Below are 23352 nucleotides of genomic sequence, written 5' to 3' on the forward strand. Positions count from 1 at the left end.
CGGGGGATCTCCCCCCGCAGTTTATTCAGACAGGGTTTTAGAGCTGGAAAGCGTGGGTTCCGGCGGCGTACTGAAGCTGCGTGCGCGACGCCACGTCAGCAGGACACCGGCAAAGTAAATCAGGCCAATCACCACCAGCGCAGTGATGTTTTGCCAGGTCAGGAGCTGAATCAGAAGGTAAGTGATCGGCGATCCGCCCTGGTCCATTGAAGCCACCTGCCCGCCCGCCTTCAGCGCACCGGCGTTGGCAGCCAGCTGGGTATGCAGCCCGATGGTCTGGGTGGCGATCCACAGAGTGATGCTCATAATCACCGTGCCGGAAATCAGCGTACGGAACAGGTTACCCTGATGCACCGCCACCGCCATCGCCACAAAGAACCCGATGGTCGCCAGGTCGCCGAACGGCAGAACTTTATTTCCCGGTAGTACCACCGCAATCAGGATAGTCAGCGGGATAAAAATCAGGCTGGCGGAAACCACCGAGGTCTGCCCCAGCAGCAGCGCCGGGTCAAGTCCGATCAGGAACTCCTGACCGCCAAAGCGGGCCTGCAAACGCTTACGGGCATGTTTGGCAATCGGGTTGAGGCCATCCATAATCGGCTTGATCACTCGCGGCATTAGCAGCATCACTGCGGCGGTTTTTACCGCCAGTTGCAGCACGTCTTTCACATCGTAATGCGCCAGCAGGCCGATGATGATCCCCATGATGAACCCGACCGTCACCGGTTCACCAAAGGCACCGAAGCGCTTTTGCACATCGTCGGCGCTGAAGTGAATACGGCGCAGACCCGGCACTTTCTCAATCAGGGTATCCACCAGTACCGCAATCGGCCCCATATAGGCGGAGGTGCCGTGCGGCACGGCGATGCCGTCAAGATCGAAGAAGTTTTTTGTATCGCGGGCAAACCAGTCACCGAGCTTATAGGCAAACGCCGCATGTACCACCACGCCGAGCATCCCCAGCCAGTAAGAGCCGGTGGCAATATGTACCATCGCCCCGGTGAAGGTCATGTGCCAGATATTCCAGATATCGACGTTCACCACCCGTGTCATGCGGGTGACCAGCATCAGAATATTGACGCCAATCGCAACAGGAATAGCAATCAGGGCAATCTGCGACGCCCAGGTCATCGGTGACGATCCTGGCCAGCCGACATCCACCACCTCAAGACCAATTTCGAAGTTGGCGGCCATCGCTTTGGCGGCAGGGCCAATGGAATCCAGCATCAGCCCAATCACCAGTCCGATACCGACGAAGCCAATACCGATATGCAGGCCCGACTTAAAGGCATCGCCCACCTTCATCCCCAGACTGACGGAGAAGATAATGATCACAAACGGCAGCATCACCGTTGGGCCAAGATCGAGGATATAACGCATTATTTCCGTAAACATGTGTTCACCCCTGCAGAATGGTCAGGATTTTATCCCGCAGCGCGTCGATACCCACGCCGGAGATAAACGGCATGCCGTGTACCACCGGGATATCGCCAAACTGCCGATCGACGCGCGCCGTGGTGCAGATCAGGTGGACGCCATCCATATAGGTTTCGATCTCATTAACCCGGCACTGAACCAGCTCGGCTTCAATGTGGTTCTCGTCGCACAGCTCTTTAATTTCTTCAGCGGCCATCGTCGAGGTAGCCACCGCGCCACCGCAGGCAACAATGATTTTGCGTTTCATTTTTTTTATTCTCCGTTTTGCAGGGTCAGGGATAACGTTATGCCGCAGCGGCCAGGATGCGTTCGCTGAAGCAGTGCGCGACGTCATCTTCCGCCGCGTTTAGCAGGCTGCTAAAAAATTCCGGCTGCTGCAGTTGGCCAAACAGCGCCCGCAGCAGCTTGAGCTGCTCCTGCGGGTGGGTCACCACCAGCGCGATAATCAGTTCGGCGTTGATGCTGCCGTCATCATCCGCCTGCTGAAACGCTACCGGTTTTTCCGGGCGGATCAGATAGATGGCGGGTGCGATAGCGTGAGAAGCATCGCAGTGGGGAATCGCTACCGCGTGGCCGTCAAGTGCAATCCCGGTGGGGTAAGTGGCTTCGCGCTCCAGCAGCGCGGCAGGATAGCTGTCGCGGCACAGCCCCTCCTGCACCATTCGCTCACCGATATGCCGCAGGGCGTCGGTAGCGCTGGAAAAATTCATTGCCGAAGAGACGATCAGGCGGTAGTCATGCATGGCTTACCTCTTTGTGTTGGATGGATTCAGGATCGCAGCCCCACGCGTAGTCGCGCAGCACATCCTGAATTTTGTCGATAATCAGCGAATGCGGGTTAGCGGCCAGTGAACCGGTCAGCACGCGATCGAACTGTTTTGGCAGATACTGACTCAACAGCCCCAGCGGGATCGCCTGCTGGTTAAGATTTTCGGTCAGTGCGCTCAGCGCATCGCTGATACGGCTATTCGGCCAGTAGTAGCGAATACGATCGGACAGGCTGTAGTGGATATCCACCAGCGACTGGCTGAACGCCGGGCGATAATATTTTTTCCAGTAGCCCGGTTCATCCAGCATCACCTGGTCGATTACAGCAAGGATCTGGCTCTGTTTCTCAGGCGCAACCAGCGCTTTTTCAATATTGGCGAGGGCGAAAATCGCTTCGCGCAGCGCAAAAGTCAGCGCCGGGCCAACCTTCAGAATGGCAAAGTGATCTTTTACCAGCGCGCGATAGGCGCTGCGGGTTTGATAATCGGTGGAGTGCGCTTCATACACTACCGGCGTGGAGGCAATAAACTCGCTCAGCGCCCGAGCCTGCGACGGCTGATAGTGGATCACGCTGCTGTGGTCAAACTCGACGCCCGGCTGAACCACCAGCCCGATAATTCGGGGAATCGCCTGTTCAAGACCCGCTTCGCTGAAGGCCTGATGGTGCAGCGCCAGCGTGTGTGCCGCATCTTCCGGGCGGGTAACGTGAACTTCATGGATAGCCGATGCTTCACCGCCCGGCACCGGTACTTCGGTGCCGATCACGTAGGTCAGCAGTGCCTTCTGCTGCGGGGTCGCCGTTTCTTCGGCAATACGGCAGAGTTCGGCAGCGCGCTGCGCAACGGTTTCCGGCGGCAGCGGGATCGGATCGTCAGCGCAGGACATCGACGCATCCAGATGAATCTTGCTGAAACCGGCCTGAACATATTCCGCGATCAGCACCCGGGATTTCTCCATCGCCTTGTCGGCGGGTTCATTCTGCCAGCAGTTGGGTCCGAGGTGATCGCCGCCGAGGATCAGCCTCTGTTCCGGGAAGCCAACGCGTTGGGCAATCGCCAGTACGTAGTCGCGGAAGGCCGCCGGGCGCATGCCGGTATAGCCGCCGAACTGATTAACCTGATTTGAAGTCGCTTCAATCAAGACCTGACGCTGGCTGTTAAGGTCGAAGCGCAGTGCCGCTTCAATCACCAGTGGATGAGCAGAACACACTGAGCAAATACCGCAGTCCAGACCGTCTTTATGTTGCTGAATTATCGTTTTCATCACGTCCTCCGAAAGTATGCGTAAACAATCGTTAGTTTTCGCAAATTGCACAATCTCTTTCCTTTCGTTGTGTGATCGTGATCTATTTATTTTCGAAGTCATTCTTTGTCTTTCGTTTTCTTTCTTTTTATCAATTCATCGAATAATTTACTCGCAAATTGATTTTTATATATCCAATACAATGAGTTATAAACATCACTGTTTTAAGACATTTCTCCAGTACCAGTGAACGCTCACAATCCTGAGATTTTTGTTTTACTTTCTATTTCTTTCGTTTTAGGATTCCCCGACCAGCTCAAAGGAGTGTTGATGAATACCTTCGAACGCAGAAACAAAATTATCGAAATGGTGAACCGCACCGGCAGCGTGCTGGTAAACGATATCTCCGCCAGGCTCGGGGTGACGGAAGTGACCGTCCGGGCCGACTTGCGACTGCTGGAAGAGCGCGGGCTGCTGAGCCGTTTCCACGGCGGTGCCGCACGCAAAGAAGGTTCCGTTCCGGCTGAAACCACAATAGAAACCAGTGAGGTTAGCCTGACCGATCGCTACCAGCTGGCTGCCGACCCGAAACGGCGCATCGCTATCGAAGCGGCAAAGCTGGTACGTGAAGGGGATACGGTCATTCTGGACAGCGGCAGCACCACCAAGCTGCTGGCCGAAGAGCTGGTGGCAATGAGCAGCATTACGGTGATTACCAACAGCCTGCCTGCGGCGAATATCTTGTTTGAAAATAAAGACATCACCCTGGTGATCTGCGGTGGCACCCTGCGGCATAAAACCGTCTCGCTGCACGGCAACATTGCGGAATATGCACTGCGGGACGTTTCTGCCAATCTGATGTTTGTAGGTGCAGACGGGCTGGATGATGAGAACGGCATCACCACCTTTAACGAAGGCTATGCCATCAGCGGCGTGATGGCCGCCGCGGCGCAGCAGGTGATCGTGCTGACCGACTCGACGAAGTTTGGCCGTAAGGGTTACAACATTGTGCTGCCGGTGGAAAAAATCGATACCATCATCAGCGATCGCGAAGCGCCGGAAGAGATGGTGAACAGCCTGAAAAAGCAGGGTAAGAAGGTGATTCTGGTTTAGCTTTTGCCGACTAAACAAATTGATTGGAGTGCCGAACAGGTCGCTTAGAAATGGCGAGGGCGCGCCGCAGTAAAAGCGGCATGATTCACTGTCGAGCTGGCAGGTTAGAACTTCTCTTTAGCTCTGCCTCTGCGGCTTGGGCATTCACTGCCGCACAGGAAGCCTGGAAAGTTATCGGCACAGTGGTTGAAAATGGCAAACTGTTCACTGTTGTACAGACAGATTAGAAGATTGATTTATCAATCACCTTATCTACATAATAGGAATGGAATCCTTATGAGCACTTACACAGACATCGCAAAACGTATAGCAAAGATAATTGTTTCACCTGATGCAGTAATTGGCTTTATTCATGGTGTGTTATCAGTTCCGCAAGATTTAGGCTATCTGGCATATGGCTATATTGATACTGACTCCAGGTTCAATAGAGAAACAGAACGCATCAGGCTAAACAAAGCTATTAGGTTTGGCATCCTTCAAAATGAAAATTTTGCAAGAACGATAGAAATCGTATTGAATAAATTCAATCAATACATGCCGATTGAAAAGAGAGACGAAATTTACGCAAAAATGGGAGCATCCGTACTTGGGCGTGCAATTACAAATTCAATTATCTCTAAAAAAAACAGCCACCATAATAGCTCAACGTAGTTCACTTATGGTCGCTCTGCGGGGCGGTGTTGTTGGCAATACGCTGTTAGCTGGCGGTATGGCAGAGCGTAGCATTTATAACTCACAAAAACTCCAGAGCACTGACCCTGAAATATATTATGCATTACGTGAAAGAGATTATGATTTTCTTTATTTCCTCGTGGAGCCTGCTCTAAATCCTTTTGTTGAAGCACTAAGGATTAGAAGAAACCAAGGAGAAACAGCGTTCATTCAGATTCTGGACCTTGTGGAAAAAGAGGTCAAGTATGCCCGATGATAAACCGGAAAAACCATCACTTTGCAAGCGCGTATTTCATAATTTCATGGAATATACTGTTTCCTTGCTTGGTGGTATGTTGGTTTTTATATGTATTTATTTTTTCTTTCATTTTGAAACATGGCATGAAAGATTTATTTATATTTCCATCAGTATCGCTGTCGTCTGCTTCATTGTTAAGGTTCTACCTGAAAGACCAGAGGAATAGTTTTTTAACACAAGGAAAATTACATGTCTTTACCAGCTTACCTTTTTTTATATGATGAAAATGGTCTTCAAATTAAAGGATCTTGTTCTGCATTAGGTCGTGAAGGCGCGATTGAGGTAATGAATACGCAACATGGTATCACATTGCCGACAGATCCACATACTGGATCAATGACTGGAACGAGAATGCATGAACCTGTAATAATGAGTAAAGAGGTGGACAAATCATCACCTTATCTCTTTGATTCCGTTTGTTCCTGTAAAAGACTTAAAAACGCAATAATAAGATTTTATGCTATAAACAATGCAGGCATGGAGGCAGAGGTATATAACATCAAGCTTGAAAGCGTGGTAGTAAGTTCCATAGTATTTAACCATTCATACATTCCCGGTTCAACAAACCCTAATATGAACGAAGTAATTAAACTTAGATATAGAGGTGTCGAGTGGAATTATTTACCTGGTAATATAAAGGCTGATGATTATTGGGATAAGGTTTCAAAATGATTGTAATCATCCCTATCAAAAACGCTAATCTTCCGCACCGAAAGCATTAGGATATGCACAGTATCAATAACTCAAGTTCCGTTCACCGACGTACAGGCAGTGTAGTCTCCCGTCAAATTGGTGGTTGAAATGCCTGTACAAGTGCAGTGTAAATATTGATACCCGTGCCGAAACAGCTTTATCAATGATGGTATACCGGCTGCCGTCGTTTCATCGTTATTTAACTAATAGCAGCCATCGCGCTCACTGCTTATTTTTTCGCAGCATAGAACCACGCCTTAAAATATTTAAGGAAGCTGTAAGAAACAGCATACACCCCCGTCACAAAGCCCACCTTGCCGTCTTTCCACGATCCGTTCAGCAGATACCATTTAAACATCGCACCAAACGCGCTTATTGCCCCCCGGCTTAATGACGGTCTGATTTTTTTATATTTCACCACCCGAGAGGTATAAACATTAAGCTTGTTAAACACCTCATGCAGAGAATAAAACGTATCGTGCCTGACGCGGCCCGCTAATACCTGCCGCTGCACCTCTCCTTCCGCTGCATCGTCAACCGGGCTATCGTTAAACTTTACCCGATTCCGGTTATACAGGCGGATGGGATAATCAGGAGAGGAAACCGGGTAAATGGTACGTACGGGCTTACCCAAAACGTACCAGTAACGCGGAAGGCACCAGGCAACACCTTCATTATTCAGACCTTCTTCTTTTATCCGCCTGATGTCGGCGATAGTGTCGTCATTGAGGATTTCGTCGCTGTCCATGCAGAGCACCCAGTCATTTTTTGCCAGCGAGACCGCGTAGTTCATTTGTTGCGCGTGAGTGGTATAGGCGTGATAGTGACAGGTGATGCCGAATTCAGCGAGAATTTCGAGGGTGCGGTCGGTGCTGCCGGAATCAATCACAATAAATTCATCAGCCACGGGAATTAATGACTTAACGACATCCTTGAGCAGACGATCGGAGTTACAGGTAAGCAGACAAACTGACAGCATAGATCCCTCTATATATTTACACTCCCTCTTATTCCGTAAGAGAGAAAGATTTCTCCCGGGCTGGGAGAAGTAAAACTCAGGCTGTTATTTCCGAAAAAAATCCAAAAGAAAAACCCGCCGAGTATAGTGGATATCTCCATTTGCTAAATTAACAAAAAATGCCGGATGGATGCATAGAAAACGACCGACAAACAGGCCACCGCCGCTTCAGGCGGACAACAGCGGATAGCCCGCGGTAAGCGGTGAGTTGCTCAGAACAGGTGGCAGGATTCGCGTAACCGGTATTTTCAGGATTTTATTCAGCGTTTGCTGTCCACCACCATTCTCACAGCCAAACCCGCCAGCACCGTACCCATCAGCCAGCGCTGTGCTTTTTGCCAGAGGGGGCGCTGAGCGAGGAATGCGGCAATGGAGCCAGCGGCAAAGATAATCAGGCCGTTGACCAGCATGCTAATCGCAATCTGGGTAAAGCCCAGCGTCAGCGACTGCCCGAGGACGTTGCCCAACTCCGGGCGAATAAACTGGGGCAGCAATGTGAGATACAACACCGCAGCTTTGGGATTCAGCAGATTGGTCAACAGCCCCATGGTAAACAGCCTGCGCGGGCTATCCGGCTGGAGTTCACGCACTTCAAAGGGAGATTTTCCGCTAAAAATCGCCTGCCAGGCCATCCACAGCAGATAAGCGGCCCCGGCAAAGCGCAGTACGTCATACGCCAGCGGTACCGCCATCACCAGTGCGGTGATGCCCAGCGCGGCGCAGAGCATGTAAAACATAAAGCCCAGAGCCACACCGGTAAGTGAAGTGAAGCCAGCCCGTTTTCCCTGACACAGCGATCGGGAAATTAGGTAGATCATGTTAGGTCCGGGCGTGAGGACCATGCCGAGTGAGACGGCGGCAAACGGCAGGATCTGGCTAAGTGTCATCATGAGTTCGGGTCCTTGCATCGGGTGCTTCGGGATCATGGGGCGGTGATTGAATTTCGGTCAGAGTTCGGCATTGGCCGGTGATCGGGAATCGACCTCTGCGGCTGCCGGCCGGTCCTCGCGCCGCGCCGGGCGCGGTGCCCTCGGTTCCGGCTGCGGGCCTTACGGATCGGCCTGGAGCGGGCGTCCTGCCCGCGCCAGGCCTGATGTCCGCGTCCATGCGGCCATCTCCGGTCCCGCAGCCTGCACCTCAGCGCTGCGGATTACCCGTCAGCCGCAGAGGTCGATCCCCTTCAAGCTATGGCATTACGGCTTTAGGAAAACTTAAAATACCGGGCAAATAAAATATGGCCGGGCAACACAAAATCTACAGCACTTGCTGACAATTTTCGACCATCATCAGCGCAGGTCTGAACAGGCAGACAGCACACGCAGGCTCCGATCATTGCCAAAATGGAACAAATACCAGTCGACACAAAACTACAACACTGGCTGAAAGCCCAACCATCACCAGTCCAGGATTAATCAGCCAGGCAACACAAAAGCTAAAGCGCGGGCTGGCGGCTCCTACGATCGGGCAATCCGCAGCGCTGAACGCAGCGAGGAAGCCAGGATTCGCCCACACGGACGTGGGCGAAAGGCACAGCCGCGCAGGACGCGCGTCTGTGGCGGTCCGCCCGGCTGACGAACGGAGTGAAGGCACCGCATAGCGGCGCGAGGACCCGCCCGACGGAGGAGCTGCCAGCCTGCGCAGTCTCCAAACCCTGCCAACACGGAATCAAACCGTCAGACGACACAAAAGCTAAAGTCCCGGCTGACTAAGGCTCCAGCTAATCACCCGCGGATCGTATCATCCCCAAACGCCACCCACTTGTACGTGGTTAACGCTTCCAGCCCCATCGGGCCGCGAGCGTGCAGCTTCTGCGTGCTCACCGCCACCTCGGCCCCCAGACCAAACTGACCACCGTCGGTAAAGCGGGTGCTGGCATTCACATACACCGCCGAAGAATCCACCTCGTTAACGAAACGATCGGCATGCTGAATGGTGCGCGTCAGGATCGCATCGGAATGCTGCGTGCCGTACTCGCGAATATGGGCGATGCCCTCATCCAGATCGTCCACCAGCTTCACGTTCAGATCCAGCGCCAGCCACTCATCGCGGTACTGGGCATCGGTCACCGCACTGACGCTTGCCGGGCCGTTTTCCAGCAGCGGCAGCGAACGCGGATCGGCATGCAGAGTAATGCCCTCTTCCGCCATCCGCGCGCTCAGCACCGGCAGGAAACTGTCGGCAATGGCAGCATCAATCAGCAGGGTTTCCACCGAATTGCAGGCGCTTGGGCGCTGCTTCTTGGCGTTAACGATCACCTTCAGCGCCGCTTCCTGCTCGATACTGCGATCGACATAGATATGGCAAACGCCGATACCGCCGGTGATCACCGGAATGGTTGAATTTTCACGGCACAGCTTGTGTAAACCGGCACCGCCGCGTGGGATCAGCATATCCACGTAGCGATCCAGCTTCAGCAGCTGATTGACCAGCTCGCGGTCCGGGCTTTCAATCGCCTGAACCGCACCGGCAGGCAGGCCATGCTGCTGCAAGGCATTCTGGATCACCCGTACGGTAGCGGCATTAGTCCGATAGGTCTCTTTACCGCCGCGCAGGATCACCGCGTTACCGGTTTTCAGACACAGGCTGGCAACGTCAACGGTAACGTTTGGGCGCGCTTCATAAATCACGCCCACCACGCCGAGCGGCACGCGGCGACGCTCAATGCGCAGACCGCTATCCAACTTACCGCCGTCAATCACCACGCCCACCGGATCGGCCAGATGGCACACCTGACGCACGTCGTCGGCAATGCCTTTCAGGCGTGCCTGATTCAGCATCAGGCGGTCCAGCAAAGCCGCGCTCATGCCGTTCTGGCGCGCATCGGCCAGATCCAGCTCGTTAGCTGCCAGAATCTCTGCGCTTTGCGCTTCCAGGCTGTCGGCAATCGTCAGCAGTACCTGATTTTTTTGTTCGGTAGACAGCACCGAAAGCTGATATGACGCGGCCTTGGCCGCTTTACCCATTTGCTCAAGCATTGGTATTCCTTAGCTGACAATCATATCGTCGCGGTGCACGGCAACCGGACCATATTCATAACCTAAAATATCGCTAATCTGCTGGGAGTGATGTCCGGCAATCATCCGCATAGCGTCGCTGTTATAGCGCGACACGCCGTGGGCGACATCGCGCCCCTGCAGGCTGCGGATGCGGATCACTTCACCACGGGAGAAGTTGCCGCTGATCTCACGAATCCCCTTCGGCAGCAGCGAGCTGCCGCGCTCCAGAATGGCGGACAGCGCACCGTCATCCACCACCAGCTCACCGGCAGGCGGCGCACCGAAGATCCAGCGCTTGCGGTTTTCCAGCGGGGTGGCAAAAGCGTGGAAACGCGTACCGACCGGCGTTGCGGCGATCACATCACCGATCACGCCCGGGCGGCTGCCTGCGGCAATGATGGTGTCGATGCCCGCGCGGCAGGCAACGTCGGCGGCCTGCAGTTTGGTGGTCATGCCGCCGGTGCCCAGCCCGGAAACACTGTCCCCGGCCAGCGCACGCAGCGCGTCATCAATGGCATGAACGTCGCTAATCAGCTCCGCTTCCGGGTTATTGCGCGGATCGGCGGTAAACAGGCCCTGCTGATCGGTCAGCAGCAGCAGCTTATCAGCACCGGCCAGAATCGCCGCCAGCGCCGACAGGTTATCGTTATCGCCCACTTTGATCTCGGCGGTCGCCACCGCGTCATTCTCATTAATGACCGGGACGATATGGTTATCGAGCAGCGCGCGCATGGTGTCGCGGGCGTTAAGAAAACGCTCGCGATCTTCCAGGTCGGCACGAGTCAGCAGCATCTGACCGATATGAATGCCGTAGATGGAAAACAGCTGTTCCCACAGCTGGATCAAACGACTCTGCCCCACCGCAGCCAGCAGCTGCTTTGAGGCGATGGTAGGTGGCAGTTCGGGGTAGCCCAGATGCTCTCGCCCGGCCGCCATCGCGCCCGAGGTCACTATTACAATCCGGTGGCCAGCCGCATGTTGCTGTGCGCACTGACGCACCAGCTCAACGATATGTGCCCGATTTAACCGACGCGATCCGCCGGTCAGTACGCTGGTCCCCAGTTTCACCACCAGGGTCTGGCTGCTGCTCATTATTTCCTGCCGTTTTTGTCATAAAAGAGTGCAAAGAAACGTTTTAACAGGAGTCGTGCAGGAAGCCAACAGCCAGGCGGGGAAAAGCGTGAAAAAGCCCTGACCATTCGCTAGTCGAAAAGTTCGTGATTAACAAGAAATGTTTAAAACTGTAATAAAACTTTAATAGAGAAAAGGTAAAACGTTCCTGCCTTAGAAGAGCCTCCGGGCCACTTAGCCCAAAGTAGTTCAGTCGAAGTCTGCCCCGCAGCCGTCTGGAATATGAAGGGACATAAACTTTACTCTTTCGGGATTGATAGCAATGAAGAAAAGCGCACTGGCAATTTTAACCGCCGCACTGGCCCTGTCCACCGCCGCTCAGGCTGCTGAAGTTTACAATAAAGACGGCAACAAGCTGGACCTGTACGGCAAAGTGAAAGGCCTGCACTACTTCAGCGACAGCGCTGGAAACAACGGCGACAAATCTTACGTTCGTCTTGGCTTCAAGGGCCAGACCCAGATTAACGACCTGATGACCGGTTACGGTCAGTGGGAATACCAGTTCAACACCAACAACACTGAGAGCACCGACGCACAGACCGGTAACAAAACCCGTCTGGGCTTCGCTGGTCTGAAATTCGGCAGCTACGGCTCCGTCGACTACGGCCGTAACTACGGCGTACTGTACGATGTGGAAGCCTGGACCGATATGTTCCCAGAGTTCGGTGGTGACGGTACTGCACGTACCGACAACTTCATGACCGCGCGTACTACCGGCGTGCTGACCTACCGTAACACCAACTTCTTCGGCCTGGTTGATGGCCTGAAGTTCGCCCTGCAGTATCAGGGTAAAAACGATGCGGGCGGCGCTAACGACCGTACCAGCGTAGCACGCCAGAACGGCGACGGTTACGGCGGTTCACTGGTTTACGCACTGGGCGACAGCGGCGTGAGCATCAGCGGTGCCTACACCTCTTCTGACCGTACTAACCAGCAGCAGGCTCAGGCTTACGGTCACGGCGACAAAGCGGATTCCTGGGGTACGGGCCTGAAGTACGATGCCAACAACCTGTATCTGGCAGCGATCTACTCTGAAACCCGCAACATGACGCCAATCAGCGGCACCAGCACCGTAACTGGTTCTTCCGTCAGCGGCATGGCGAACAAAACTCAGAACGTGGAACTGCTGGCGCAGTACCAGTTCGACTTCGGTCTGCGTCCATCACTGGGCTATATCCAGACCAAAGGTAAAGATATCGAGAACGGTATCGGTAATGAAGATTTAGTGAAATACATCGATGTGGGCGCAACCTATTACTTCAACAAGAATATGAACGCCTATGTTGACTACAAAATTAACCAGCTGAAAGACGACAACAAACTGTCTCTGAACACCGACGACGTTGTCGCTGTTGGTCTGGTTTACCAGTTCTAAGTTGTAAAACTGTACCACCCCTCGCTGTGTCTACTTAAAACAAAGGCTGGAATTATCCAGCCTTTTCTTATTCTCAGATTGAATCAGGCACTCAACTTTACCGGCTCCTCGGCAAAATCAGCCGCAGGACGCAAATCCAGTTCCAGTTCAACCAGCACGGCCTTCAGGCGTTCATGGAAATTACGTAACGTCTCTTCGAGGCGGGCATTGTTATCCTTACCCTTTACGGCTGTCGGCTTCCAGTTGCCTTCCTTGTCAAACAGACCAAAGTAGTACTCATAGGTGAAATGGTCCGCCTGCGCTTCCAGTTCCATCCACCAGCCCCAGAATTCTCGTTCTTCCGGTGCAGGTTTCACATTGACGCAAACTGCCAGACAGTCGAAGAAAAAGCGATCGCCTTCACACTTGTTCTCACGGATGTAAGGGCCTAAAGAGCCAAAGCGTTTCATTAAACGGCTCTTAGGATGTCCACTCGGTAACGTCATCGTTAAACCTCCTTGGTTGGGCCTATAGTTGTAGCAAAATCATGGATTTTAGCAACTCATGCGCTTAACTGCCGGGCCAGCCAGTCGCAAATATCGCGCAGGCCACGGTCGAAATTATTCATTGAGGGCGAGGGTTTAATTGGTAATAACTTGCCGCTGACGGAGGAGTTCACAATAGCGCGTGACTCCTCCTCCGGGCTGAACGGATCGTTAGCCCAATAGCCGGAAAGCATCGGCACGGTACAGCGGCGCCCCAGCAGTCCCTGAAGCTTGAGCGAGAAGCGGCTCAGCTCAATACGCAGGGCGCTGTCGGAGGTGCTGGACATCCCCAGACGGCTGGCCAGCATATCCATATACATTTCCGGGACCCGATCCTGAAGGGCGATATCACTCAGCAGGCTATGAACGATGGGGCCAAGGCAGGCCACCGCACGCAGACGCTGAGGTTCAAGATAAGCTAAACGGACGGCAACGTTCGCACCGAAGCGGAAACCGAAAGCGGCTACACGGGTATGATCGACCCACGCCACCTGCTCGAGCTGGCGTAGTACGTGCTGATGCAGGAAGCTGGAATCATGCGTTAGCTTCCATTTGGCCGAAAAGCCCACCGACGGAACGTCGAGAGTCAGCATGGCGATACCGCGCGGCGCGAGATAGTCATGGAAAAGGCGGTAGTGATCGCTTTGCAGCGAATCGAGGTTAGCGCACAGCATCACCGTCGGATAGGGTGCCGATACGCCCGGCGGCATATGCAGGAAGCCGGTGACCGGGCTGCCATCGGGAATGTTGAACGTCAGCTCGCGCAGTTCGCCAGACAGGCGGCTGGTCGCTTCCTGATAGGCTCGGTTCGCCAGCAGCTGTGCCTGCTCGGCCAGTTCGTCTTCTTTCAGATAGGGATAGCCCGCCAGGCTGTACAGATTCGCCGCGTGCAGCCAGTGCTGGCCGGACAGCAGATCGTCTTCACATTCGCTGGCCTTTTGCTGCCACTGTGCCGCCTGCTTTGACCATTCATAAATCCAGTTGCCGCTGCGATAGCCAATTACCGTATCCAGCAGCCGATCGTCGGTATGCTCCACCCGGCTGACCGCAATGCGTGCCAGTACTTCGCTGATTTCCTGCGGCGTCAGCCCTCGCCAGGTCCACAGCAGGCGGTTAATCATGCGATACCAGCCAGCATGGCTTTCGCCATCCAGCGCGGAGTTAATGTTTATCGGGCGGTGATGATGCACACGCCGCACCAGCGACGAGGTTTCAGGATGCTTAAAACGCGGTTTGAACAGTTCTTCGCTGAGGTTTTTCGGCGACATGACTGGGAGTTCCTCCGGCATTCTGGACAGATATCCAGTCTATCGTAGCCACAGCTCGCACGCGAAGGATAAAAACAGACGCGCCCGGTAAAACCGGGCGCGCATTGAGCAGCATCAATCAGTTTTTAACAATGGGCGGAATGTAGGCAACGCCCATATCCCATGGCTGCTCAATCCAGGTGTTTTGCGGGATGTCGATGATGTAATCGTCAACCAGAGGGCGGCCGGCCGGTTTGGCAAAGATAGTGACAAAACGCGCCTGCGGATACATATCGCGAATCGCCTGCGCTGTGCCGCCGGTGTCCACCAGGTCATCAATCACGATAAACCCTTTGCCGTCCCCTTCTGCACGCTTCAGCACTTTCATTTCACGCTGATTATCGTGGTCGTAGCTGGAGATGCAGACGGTATCAACGTGGCGAATGCCCAGCTCGCGAGCCAGCAGTGCAGCAGGCACCAGGCCACCGCGGCTGACGGCAATAATGCCCTGCCACTGTTCTACAGGGAGCAGGCGCTGTGCCAGTTTACGGGCATGAATCTGCAGCATGTCCCAGGTGACGACGTATTTTTCACTCATAAAAAGATCCCGACCAGAAACTGGCTTAAAAATGTGCAATGGGAAAGGTTGCGCGAAATTATAGAGATCTGAGGCGCTAAAAACCAGCACCAGAGGCGTCGATAACCGCTTTTTTGCCGGGGCGAAGTAAGCAGTGTCTGATAAACGGTGATACTATTTCCCCATCGCGTCAGATCCGCTGACGGGAATTGTCCAACCGAATTTAACGCACGCCCCTGCCTTGATGGCGGCCGGTGGTGCTGACACAGGAGAGTCAACGTGTCTGAATTGTCTCAATTATCTCCGCAGCCGCTGTGGGATATTTTTGCCAAGATTTGCTCCATTCCTCACCCTTCTTATCATGAAGAAGCGCTGGCCAGCCACATTATGTCGTGGGCCAAAGAGCAGGGGTTCTGGCATGAACGTGACCAGGTCGGCAATATCCTGATTCGTAAACCGGCCACGCCGGGCTTTGAAAACCGCAAGCCGGTGGCGCTGCAGGCGCACCTGGATATGGTGCCGCAAAAAAATAACGATACCGTGCATGATTTCACCAAAGATCCGATCCAACCGTGGGTTGACGGGGAGTGGGTGAAGGCGCGCGGAACCACGCTGGGTGCCGATAACGGCATTGGTATGGCCTCTGCGCTGGCCGTTTTAGCCGATAACAGCGTTGAGCACGGTCCGCTGGAAGTGCTGCTGACCATGACCGAAGAAACCGGCATGGCCGGTGCATTTGGCCTTCAGGCCGGCTGGCTGCAGGCTGATATTCTGATCAACACCGACTCGGAAGAGGAAGGTGAGATCTATATGGGCTGCGCGGGCGGTATCGACTTTACCAGCACCCTGCCGCTGACTCGCGAGGGGCTGCCAGCGGGTTACCAAACGCTGAAACTGACCTTAAAAGGCCTGAAAGGCGGCCACTCCGGCTGCGATATTCACGTCGGTCTGGGTAACGCCAACAAGCTGCTTTCGCGCTTCCTGTTTGCCCACGCGGCGGAACTCGACCTGCGCCTGATCGACTTTACCGGCGGTACGCTGCGTAACGCCATTCCGCGTGAGGCGTTTGCTACCCTCGCGGTTGCGGCCGATAAGGTCGATCGTCTGAAGTCGCTGGCGGCAGGCTACCTGACCACGCTGCAAAATGAACTGAGCCTGGTTGAGAAAAATATCGCTATCGTGACCGAAGCCGTGGAAAGCAGCGAACAGCCGCTGAATGCCGCAAGCCGCGATGCTTTCATTGCTCTGCTGAACAGCACCCCGAACGGCGTGATCCGTAACTCTGGCGTGATGAAAGGCGTGGTGGAAACCTCGCTGAACGTCGGCGTGGTGAAGTTTGAAGGCGACGAAGCGGTCATCAACAGCCTGGTGCGCTCCCTGATCGACAGCGGGAAAGAGTACGTGGTGGAAATGCTCACCGCGCTCGGCCAGCTGGCAGGGGCAAAAACCCTGGCAAAAGGCAGCTACCCAGGCTGGCAGCCGGATGCCACCTCCCCGGTAATGGCGCTGGTGCGTGAAACCTACGAGAAGCTGTTTAACCGCACGCCGAATATTCAGGTGATTCACGCGGGTCTGGAGTGCGGTCTGTTCAAAAAACCGTACCCGGAAATGGATATGGTCTCTATCGGCCCCACCATTACCGGCCCACACTCACCGGATGAGCAGGTGCATATCGCCAGCGTTGGCCTTTACTGGCAGCTGCTGACGGCACTGCTGAAGGCTATCCCGGCGAAATAAGAGTATTCCCAGCCCGGGAATCCCCGGGTTGGATAATCTTTGCCAGCAAGCCGACACCGTATCGCTGAATACCCGCGCTAAGCCATGCGAGTGTTCACAAAGCAGGATGTATGCGAACTCTGCCTGTGTTCACCATGGAATGCGCTATCTAATGAACGCTGCCGCATAACACTGTGGCAGCGTTCTTATCATGCAGCGCCAAATCGTTCTCCACACGCTACAGCCCCAGCAGCAGCTGCCGCTCGATCTGCGGATTCAGCAGCGTAACGTGCAGCCCGACCAGCCTGACCCCGCGCCCTCCCCGACGTTCGTCCCAGCTTTTACGCGCCACGGCAATCAGATCGGCTTTATTCAGCTCCGGCCAGACGTGTTCCTGAGTGGTCAGCTGGAAGTCATTAAACTTCAGCTTCACACCCTGACGGGCAATCTGGCGGTCCGGCTTGATTTTGATCAGCCGCCGTTCCAGCTCTTCGTATAGCGTATCGATAATTTCCAGGCACGCTTCCCAGTCGTGAATATCTTCAGACAGCGTACGCTCCACGCCGAGGGATTTACGCTGGCGCTCGGTGATCACTTCTCGATCGTCAAAACCGTGGCTTCGCTCCCACAGCACGCGACCAAATTTACCAAACCGCCTGAGCAGCATTGCCAGATCGCTTTTTTGCACATCGGCACAGGTATTCAGCCCCAGCTCTTCCAGCTTGCGGGCGGTCACTTTGCCGACGCCGGGAATTTTTGCCAGCGGCAGGGCCAGCAGAAAGTCGGGCATCTCCTCGGGGGTGATCACGCACTGGCCGTTAGGTTTATTGATATCAGAGGCGATTTTGGCGAGGAATTTAATCGGTGCCACGCCGGCAGAAGCGGTCAGGTTTAGCTCCTGCTGGATAGTCTGGCGGATTTCCCGCGCCATCAGCGTCGCCGACCCCTGGCAGTGGGGGCTGTCGGATACGTCAAGATAGGCTTCATCCAGCGACAGCGGTTCGATCAGCGAGGTATAGCGGGAGAAAATTTCACGGATATGGGCGCTGGCCTCTTTATAAGCGTCATAGCGCCCGGGGATCACTTTAAGATGGGGGCAAAGTTTTAAGGCCATGGCCGTTGGCATCGCGCTGCGCACACCATATTTGCGTGCAGGATAGTTGGCGGTGCTGATCACTCCACGTGCCACCCGGCTGCCGCCAATCGCAATCGGGATATCGCGCAGGCTGGGATCGTCACGCATTTCTACTGCGGCAAAAAAACAGTCCATATCAACGTGAATGATCTTACGCATAATGCCCCCCGACAATGCACTGTATAAGTATACAGTTAAATCAGGCGATATCAATAAATGTCGGTTCACCCGCAATCATGGCGGGTATTAAGGTATTTAATCTTTCTAATCTTGAGAAAAAAATAGACAATGCTATGGTATCGCCGCGATAGCGGAATTGTCCTATATTGCAAGAAACAGACGCCTTTCGGCGTTGCACTCCACCCTCTTTTTCAAGGGAACAAGAATGGCCAAAATCGCACTGCTGTTTGCGATGATTTTTCTGCCTGCCGTTGTCTTTGCCAGCGTACCCGATGCGGTACAGCCACTGGCGCCGGTCAGCAAAGAGTTAAAGAAACAACTGCTGGGTACACCGGTGTATCTGCAGATCTTTAAAGAAGAACGCACTCTCGAGCTTTACGGCAAGATCGGTAACGAATATCGCCTGCTCGACAGCTATCGCATCTGTAATTTTTCCGGCGGACTGGGGCCAAAACGTCGCCAGGGCGATTTTAAAAGCCCGGAAGGTTTTTACACTGTCGGGCTTTCCCAGCTTAAGCCGGACAGCCGCTTTTATCGTGCGATTAACGTCGGCTTCCCGAATGAATATGACCGCCAGCAGGGTTATGAAGGGAAGTATCTGATGATCCACGGCAACTGCGTGTCAATTGGCTGCTATGCCATGACCGATGCCTATATGGACGAAATTTATCACTATGTGGAAGCCGCCCTGCGTAACGGCCAGCAGCGCGTTGATGTCAGCATTTATCCCTTCCGCATGACCGAAAGCAATATGCAGCGCCACCGTTACTCGACCTATTTCAGCTTCTGGAAAGAGCTGCAGCCGGGCTATACGCAGTTTGTGCAGACCAAACAGCCGCCGTCAGTGAGCGTCAGCGGCGGTAAATATGTACTGAGCCGCCCGATGATGAGCGGCACAGGTGCACCAGATTCAGCTCTGGCGCTCACCCAGACAAAATAGCGCCCACTCGCCTGGGGCAATCTTGTTCCAGGTTTCGTTAGCCGTTAGCGGCTGCGTTGCTATCACCGTGACCACGTCATTCGGCGTGGTCTGCTTCTGAAAATCAATTTCCACATCCTGATCCAGCAGCTTTGCTTTGCCAAACGGCGCACGACGGGTGATCCAAAACAGATTGGTGGAACAGAATGCCATCAGATAGCGACCGTCCGACAGCAGCATATTGAATACGCCCTTCTCCCTTAGCTCCCCCGCCAGTTCGGCGATATAGCGGAACACCGCAGGCCAGTTGCCCGGCGTACGCGGATAACGCGTGGTCAGCTTATGCAGCAGCCAGCAGAAGGCCAGCTCGCTGTCGGTTTCGCCGATCGGTCGGTAAGGCCCGGTATCCAGATTCTTGTAGCCTTTCAGCTGACCGTTATGGGCATAGGTCCAGTTGCGGCCCCACAGTTCGCGGGTGAAAGGATGCGTGTTTTCCAGCGACACTTCGCCGCGGTTGGCCTGGCGTATATGCGCCACCACCGAACACGACTTGATCGGGTAATCCTGCACCAGACGCGCAATCGGCGACTGGAAGCTCGGTTGCGGATCTTTAAATGTGCGGCAGCCTTTACCCTCGTAGAAGGTAATACCCCAGCCATCTTTATGCGGACCCGTTCCGCCACCGCGCTGCACCAGCCCGGTAAAGCTAAAACAGATGTCCGTCGGGACGTTCGCGCTCATCCCGAGCAGTTCGCACATAGTGATTCCTCGTCAACAACCTTGAAACGGATAACCGTGGAGTGCCCGCCGCGCAGCAGCGCCTGCGGGCAACGGCAGGGATTACTTCGCCATCTCTTTTTCGATCAGCAGGATCAGGATATGAATCACTTTAATGTGGATCTCCTGAATGCGATCGGCAAAACCAAAGTGCGGCACGCGGATTTCAACATCTGCCGAACCGTCCATTTTCCCACCGTCTTTACCGGTCAGGGTGATCACCTTCATCCCTTTGGCACGGGCAGCTTCAATCGCTTTAATCACGTTGGCGGAATTGCCGGAAGTGGAGATCCCCAGCAGAACATCACCCGCCTGACCTACCGCTTCAACATAGCGGGAGAAGATGGCGTCAAAGCCAAAGTCATTGCCCACGCAGGAGATATGGCTGACGTCAGAGATCGCAATCGCCGGATAGCCCGGACGGTTTTCACGATAGCGGCCGGTCAGCTCTTCAGCAAAGTGCATGGCATCGCAGTGTGAACCGCCGTTACCGCAGGAAAGCACCTTACCACCCGCCTTAAAGGAATCGGCCAGCAGCACGGCCGCCCGCTGAATGGCATGGATGTTAGCGTCATCGCTTAAAAACTTATTCAGCGTGTCGGCGGCTTCATTTAGCTCGGCGCGAATGATGTCCTGGTACATAGGGAGAGATCCTTTTTAGGAATAAGTGACGGCTTAAGTTTATCAACTTGCCAGAAGGCCGTGAAGCAATCTCCCTTTCGCTTGCGAGGTTTACCCGGATGTGCGGCGCTTTGTGAGCCAGGTTGTAATTATTATGTAAACAGATTGCATCTGAGCCAGCGCTAATCTAAACATATAACCAACAGGTCGGACCTCTTACTACTTACGGAGCGCACGTTATGATGGTTCTCAGTATTGTGGCGACAATCGTGCTGATTGGTGCCCTGTTTTATCACCGCGTTAACCTTCTGGCTGGCAGTATCGCCTTGCTGGCGTGGACCGCCGTTCTCAGCCTTGTCGGCCTGTGGACCTTCTGGCTGCTGGTTCCGCTGGCTATCATCCTGCTGCCGCTTAACCTGCTGCCGATGCGCCAGGCGATGTTTGGTAAGCCGGTGCTGAATACTTTCCGCAAGGTGATGCCGCCGATGTCGCGTACTGAAAAAGAAGCCATCGACGCCGGGACAACCTGGTGGGAAGGCGATCTGTTCCGCGGCGCGCCGGACTGGAAAAAGCTGCACAACTATCCGCAGCCGCGCCTGACCGAAGAAGAGCAGGCATTTCTTAGCGGCCCGGTTGAAGAAGCCTGCCGCATGGCCAATGACTTCGAAATTACCCATGAAATGGCCGACCTGCCGCCGGAACTGTGGGCCTTCCTGAAACAGCATCGTTTCTTTGCGATGATCATTAAGAAAGAGTACGGCGGGCTGGAGTTTTCCGCCTACGCACAGGCGCAGGTTCTGCAAAAGCTGGCCGGTGTGTCCGGTATTCTGGCGATCACCGTCGGCGTGCCTAACTCCCTCGGCCCCGGTGAACTGCTGCAGCACTACGGTACTGAAGAACAGAAAAATCACTATCTGCCCCGCCTGGCGCGCGGCGATGAGATCCCCTGCTTTGCGCTGACCAGCCCGGAAGCGGGCTCCGATGCCGGGGCAATCCCCGATACCGGTGTGGTCTGCATGGGCGACTGGCAGGGCGAGCAGGTGCTAGGCATGCGCCTGACCTGGAACAAACGCTACATTACCCTGGCCCCGGTTGCCACAGTGCTGGGACTGGCGTTCAAACTGTCTGATCCAGATCGTCTGCTGGGCAACACCGAAGAACTGGGCATCACCTGTGCGCTGATCCCGACCCAAACCCCGGGCGTGGAAATCGGCACCCGCCACTTCCCGCTTAACGTGCCGTTCCAGAACGGCCCGACGCGTGGTAAAGACATCTTTGTGCCGATTGATTTTATTATCGGTGGTCCGGTAATGGCCGGTCAGGGCTGGCGGATGTTGGTTGAATGCCTCTCCGTCGGTCGCGGTATTACCCTGCCGTCAAACTCCACCGGCAGCCTGAAGAGCATTGCACTGGCGATTGGTGCCTACGCCCATATCCGCCGCCAGTTCCGCCTGCCGATCGGCAAGATGGAAGGGATTGAAGAGCCGCTGGCGCGCATTGCCGGTAACGCCTATGTGATGGATGCCGCCGCGTCGCTGATTACCTACGGCATTATGCAGGGAGAAAAACCGGCGGTGCTGTCGGCGATTGTGAAATACCACTGCACCCACCGCGGCCAGCGGGCGATTATGGATGCGATGGATATCGCCGGGGGCAAGGGCATTATGCTCGGCAACAGTAACTTCCTCGCCCGCGCCTATCAGGGCGCACCGATTGCGATCACCGTTGAAGGCGCGAACATTCTGACCCGCAGCATGATCATCTTCGGCCAGGGGGCGATTCGCTGCCACCCTTACGTGCTGGAGGAGATGGAAGCCGCGCAGAATAACGACGTGGCGGCCTTTGACCGGGCGCTGTTTAAACATATCGGCCACGTAGGCAGCAACAAAATGCGCAGCCTGTGGCTGGGACTGACCGGCGGCCTGACCAGCGCCTCGCCAACCCGCGATGCCACTCGCCGCTACTATCAGCATCTGAACCGCATCAGCGCTAACCTCGCCCTGCTGTCAGATGTTTCGATGTCGGTACTCGGCGGTAGCCTGAAGCGCCGTGAACGTATCTCGGCGCGCCTGGGCGATATTCTCAGCCAGCTTTACCTCGCCTCGGCGGCGCTGAAGCGCTACGACGATGAGGGCCGTAACGAAGCCGATCTGCCGCTGGTGCACTGGGGCGTGCAGGATGCGCTGAATCAGGCTGAAACGGCGATTGACGATCTGCTGCGTAACTTCCCGAACAGAATGGTAGCGGGCCTGCTTCGCGTGGTGATCTTCCCAACCGGCCGCCACTGCCGCGCACCGTCCGATCGCCTGGACCACCAGCTGGCGCGTATTCTGCAGCTGCCTTCGGCTACCCGCAGCCGTCTGGGACGGGGTCAGTACCTGGCACCGAGCGAACACAATCCGGCGGGCCAGCTGGAGCAGGCATTAACCGATGTGATGGCGGCAGAAGTGATTCACGAACGCGTCTCGAAAGAGCAGAAAAAGCACCTGCCGTTCACCCGCCTGGACGTGCTGGCCGCCGAAGGTCAGCAGACCGGGTGGCTGACCAAAGCCGAAGCTGACGTCCTGATTCGCGCCGAGGCCAGTCGCCTGCGTTCCATTAACGTCGACGAATTCGAGGCCGACGCGCTGGCAACCCGTCCGGTGAAAGCCGAGGGTTCGGATAAGGTCGCGCTGGATAAATCCGCTAAGTCTGGGGAATCTTCGGCGACAGTACAGGCTCAATCGGGCAAGCAGGATGATGCAGCCACGGTCACGTTGGAGAACCCCGCTACGGTAAAGCAGCAGGGGGCGGGTAAAACCGAAGCGGCGTAGCTTCAGGTTGCCTGCATTTGACGGCCTGACGATGCTGCCTGGCGGTTACCTTTGTCAGGCAGCTCAACCGCATCAGAAACGCGCAATAAAAAAACGCCAG

General features: G+C 54.9%; 19 protein-coding genes and 2 pseudogenes. 7 read left to right on the forward strand and 14 right to left on the reverse strand.

Going from position 1 to position 23352, the window contains the following annotated elements:
• Positions 1–21: 21 nt before the first annotated feature.
• From IBT47_RS19950 to gatZ, 4 genes are read right to left on the reverse strand one after another with little or no spacing between them, the layout of a single operon-like run.
• Positions 22–1395 (reverse strand): galactitol-specific PTS transporter subunit IIC, encoded by a 1374-nt coding sequence (locus IBT47_RS19950; RefSeq protein WP_200562458.1) that lies wholly within the window; start codon positions 1393–1395, stop codon positions 22–24.
• Between the two features lie 4 nt (positions 1396–1399).
• A complete protein-coding gene (gene gatB / locus IBT47_RS19955) occupies positions 1400–1684 on the reverse strand; it encodes a PTS galactitol transporter subunit IIB (RefSeq protein WP_105590718.1) in 285 nt (94 codons plus the stop codon).
• A gap of 37 nt (positions 1685–1721) precedes the next feature.
• Positions 1722–2180 (reverse strand): PTS galactitol transporter subunit IIA, encoded by a 459-nt coding sequence (gene gatA, locus IBT47_RS19960; RefSeq protein WP_200562461.1) that lies wholly within the window; start codon positions 2178–2180, stop codon positions 1722–1724.
• Positions 2173–3468 carry a tagatose-bisphosphate aldolase subunit GatZ gene (gene gatZ / locus IBT47_RS19965; RefSeq protein ID WP_105590716.1) on the reverse strand — a complete coding sequence of 432 codons (1296 nt, stop codon included), beginning with the start codon at positions 3466–3468 and terminating at the stop codon, positions 2173–2175. The genes gatA and gatZ overlap by 8 nt, the downstream gene beginning before the upstream one ends.
• Before the next feature lie 309 nt (positions 3469–3777).
• On the opposite strand from gatZ, the gene IBT47_RS19970 reads away from it, so the two are divergent.
• The 3 genes and pseudogenes from IBT47_RS19970 to IBT47_RS19980 all read left to right on the forward strand — a co-directional run bounded on the left by IBT47_RS19970 (position 3778) and on the right by IBT47_RS19980 (position 6202).
• A complete protein-coding gene (locus tag IBT47_RS19970) occupies positions 3778–4560 on the forward strand; it encodes a DeoR/GlpR family DNA-binding transcription regulator (RefSeq protein ID WP_200562464.1) in 783 nt (260 codons plus the stop codon).
• A 276-nt stretch (positions 4561–4836) separates the two neighbouring features.
• Positions 4837–5488: pseudogene (locus IBT47_RS19975) on the forward strand (hypothetical protein).
• A 231-nt stretch (positions 5489–5719) separates the two neighbouring features.
• Positions 5720–6202 carry a type VI secretion system tube protein TssD gene (locus IBT47_RS19980; RefSeq protein ID WP_200562467.1) on the forward strand — a complete coding sequence of 161 codons (483 nt, stop codon included), beginning with the start codon at positions 5720–5722 and terminating at the stop codon, positions 6200–6202.
• A gap of 250 nt (positions 6203–6452) precedes the next feature.
• Here the strand turns inward: IBT47_RS19980 and IBT47_RS19985 are convergent, their stop codons facing one another.
• From IBT47_RS19985 to proB, 4 genes are all read right to left on the reverse strand, one after another.
• Positions 6453–7202 carry a glycosyltransferase family 2 protein gene (locus IBT47_RS19985; RefSeq protein ID WP_200562470.1) on the reverse strand — a complete coding sequence of 250 codons (750 nt, stop codon included), beginning with the start codon at positions 7200–7202 and terminating at the stop codon, positions 6453–6455.
• Between the two features lie 299 nt (positions 7203–7501).
• Positions 7502–8131, reverse strand: a complete 630-nt coding sequence (locus tag IBT47_RS19990) for a LysE family translocator (protein ID WP_200562472.1) — start codon at positions 8129–8131, stop codon at positions 7502–7504.
• Between the two features lie 831 nt (positions 8132–8962).
• Positions 8963–10216 carry a glutamate-5-semialdehyde dehydrogenase gene (gene proA, locus IBT47_RS19995; protein WP_105590712.1) on the reverse strand — a complete coding sequence of 418 codons (1254 nt, stop codon included), beginning with the start codon at positions 10214–10216 and terminating at the stop codon, positions 8963–8965.
• 9 nt (positions 10217–10225) lie between these two features.
• Positions 10226–11329: a glutamate 5-kinase gene (gene proB / locus IBT47_RS20000; protein ID WP_200562475.1), complete on the reverse strand. Its 1104-nt coding sequence runs from the start codon at positions 11327–11329 to the stop codon at positions 10226–10228.
• Positions 11330–11630: 301 nt separating this feature from the next.
• Between proB and ompC the strand changes: the two genes are divergently transcribed.
• Positions 11631–12743 carry a porin OmpC gene (ompC, locus tag IBT47_RS20005; RefSeq protein WP_105590710.1) on the forward strand — a complete coding sequence of 371 codons (1113 nt, stop codon included), beginning with the start codon at positions 11631–11633 and terminating at the stop codon, positions 12741–12743.
• Positions 12744–12826: 83 nt separating this feature from the next.
• Here the strand turns inward: ompC and crl are convergent, their stop codons facing one another.
• The 3 genes from crl to gpt all read right to left on the reverse strand — a co-directional run bounded on the left by crl (position 12827) and on the right by gpt (position 15112).
• A complete protein-coding gene (crl, locus tag IBT47_RS20010; RefSeq protein WP_105590709.1) occupies positions 12827–13228 on the reverse strand; it encodes a sigma factor-binding protein Crl in 402 nt (133 codons plus the stop codon).
• A 56-nt stretch (positions 13229–13284) separates the two neighbouring features.
• Positions 13285–14535 carry an esterase FrsA gene (gene frsA / locus IBT47_RS20015; RefSeq protein ID WP_105590708.1) on the reverse strand — a complete coding sequence of 417 codons (1251 nt, stop codon included), beginning with the start codon at positions 14533–14535 and terminating at the stop codon, positions 13285–13287.
• Between the two features lie 118 nt (positions 14536–14653).
• Entirely contained in the window at positions 14654–15112 is a 459-nt protein-coding gene (gpt, locus tag IBT47_RS20020; RefSeq protein WP_105590707.1) for a xanthine phosphoribosyltransferase, read from the reverse strand.
• Positions 15113–15370: 258 nt separating this feature from the next.
• Here gpt and pepD point away from each other — a divergent pair, with 258 nt between their 5' ends.
• Positions 15371–16828 (forward strand): beta-Ala-His dipeptidase, encoded by a 1458-nt coding sequence (gene pepD / locus IBT47_RS20025; RefSeq protein ID WP_200562478.1) that lies wholly within the window; start codon positions 15371–15373, stop codon positions 16826–16828.
• A 217-nt stretch (positions 16829–17045) separates the two neighbouring features.
• On the opposite strand, the gene dinB is transcribed toward pepD, so the two are convergent.
• Positions 17046–18101, reverse strand: coding sequence for a DNA polymerase IV (gene dinB / locus IBT47_RS20030; protein WP_105590705.1), 1056 nt, complete (start codon positions 18099–18101; stop codon positions 17046–17048).
• A gap of 226 nt (positions 18102–18327) precedes the next feature.
• On the opposite strand from dinB, the gene dpaA reads away from it, so the two are divergent.
• The gene (gene dpaA, locus IBT47_RS20035; RefSeq protein WP_200562481.1) at positions 18328–19062 is read left to right on the forward strand and encodes a peptidoglycan meso-diaminopimelic acid protein amidase; all 735 of its coding nucleotides are present in this window, start codon (positions 18328–18330) and stop codon (positions 19060–19062) included.
• Here the strand turns inward: dpaA and IBT47_RS20040 are convergent.
• Positions 19033–19800: a class II glutamine amidotransferase gene (locus IBT47_RS20040; protein WP_105590703.1), complete on the reverse strand. Its 768-nt coding sequence runs from the start codon at positions 19798–19800 to the stop codon at positions 19033–19035. The two genes, dpaA and IBT47_RS20040, sit on opposite strands and share 30 nt — an antisense overlap.
• 81 nt (positions 19801–19881) lie before the next feature.
• Positions 19882–20460, reverse strand: coding sequence for a D-sedoheptulose 7-phosphate isomerase (gene lpcA / locus IBT47_RS20045; RefSeq protein WP_105590702.1), 579 nt, complete (start codon positions 20458–20460; stop codon positions 19882–19884).
• Between the two features lie 218 nt (positions 20461–20678).
• On the opposite strand from lpcA, the pseudogene fadE reads away from it, so the two are divergent.
• A pseudogene (fadE, locus tag IBT47_RS20050) lies at positions 20679–23087 on the forward strand (acyl-CoA dehydrogenase FadE); the annotation flags it as partial.
• Between the last annotated feature and the right edge of the window lie 265 nt (positions 23088–23352).

The organism is Erwinia sp. S43 (genome assembly GCF_016624745.1).
GTDB lineage: Bacteria > Pseudomonadota > Gammaproteobacteria > Enterobacterales > Enterobacteriaceae > Erwinia > Erwinia coffeiphila.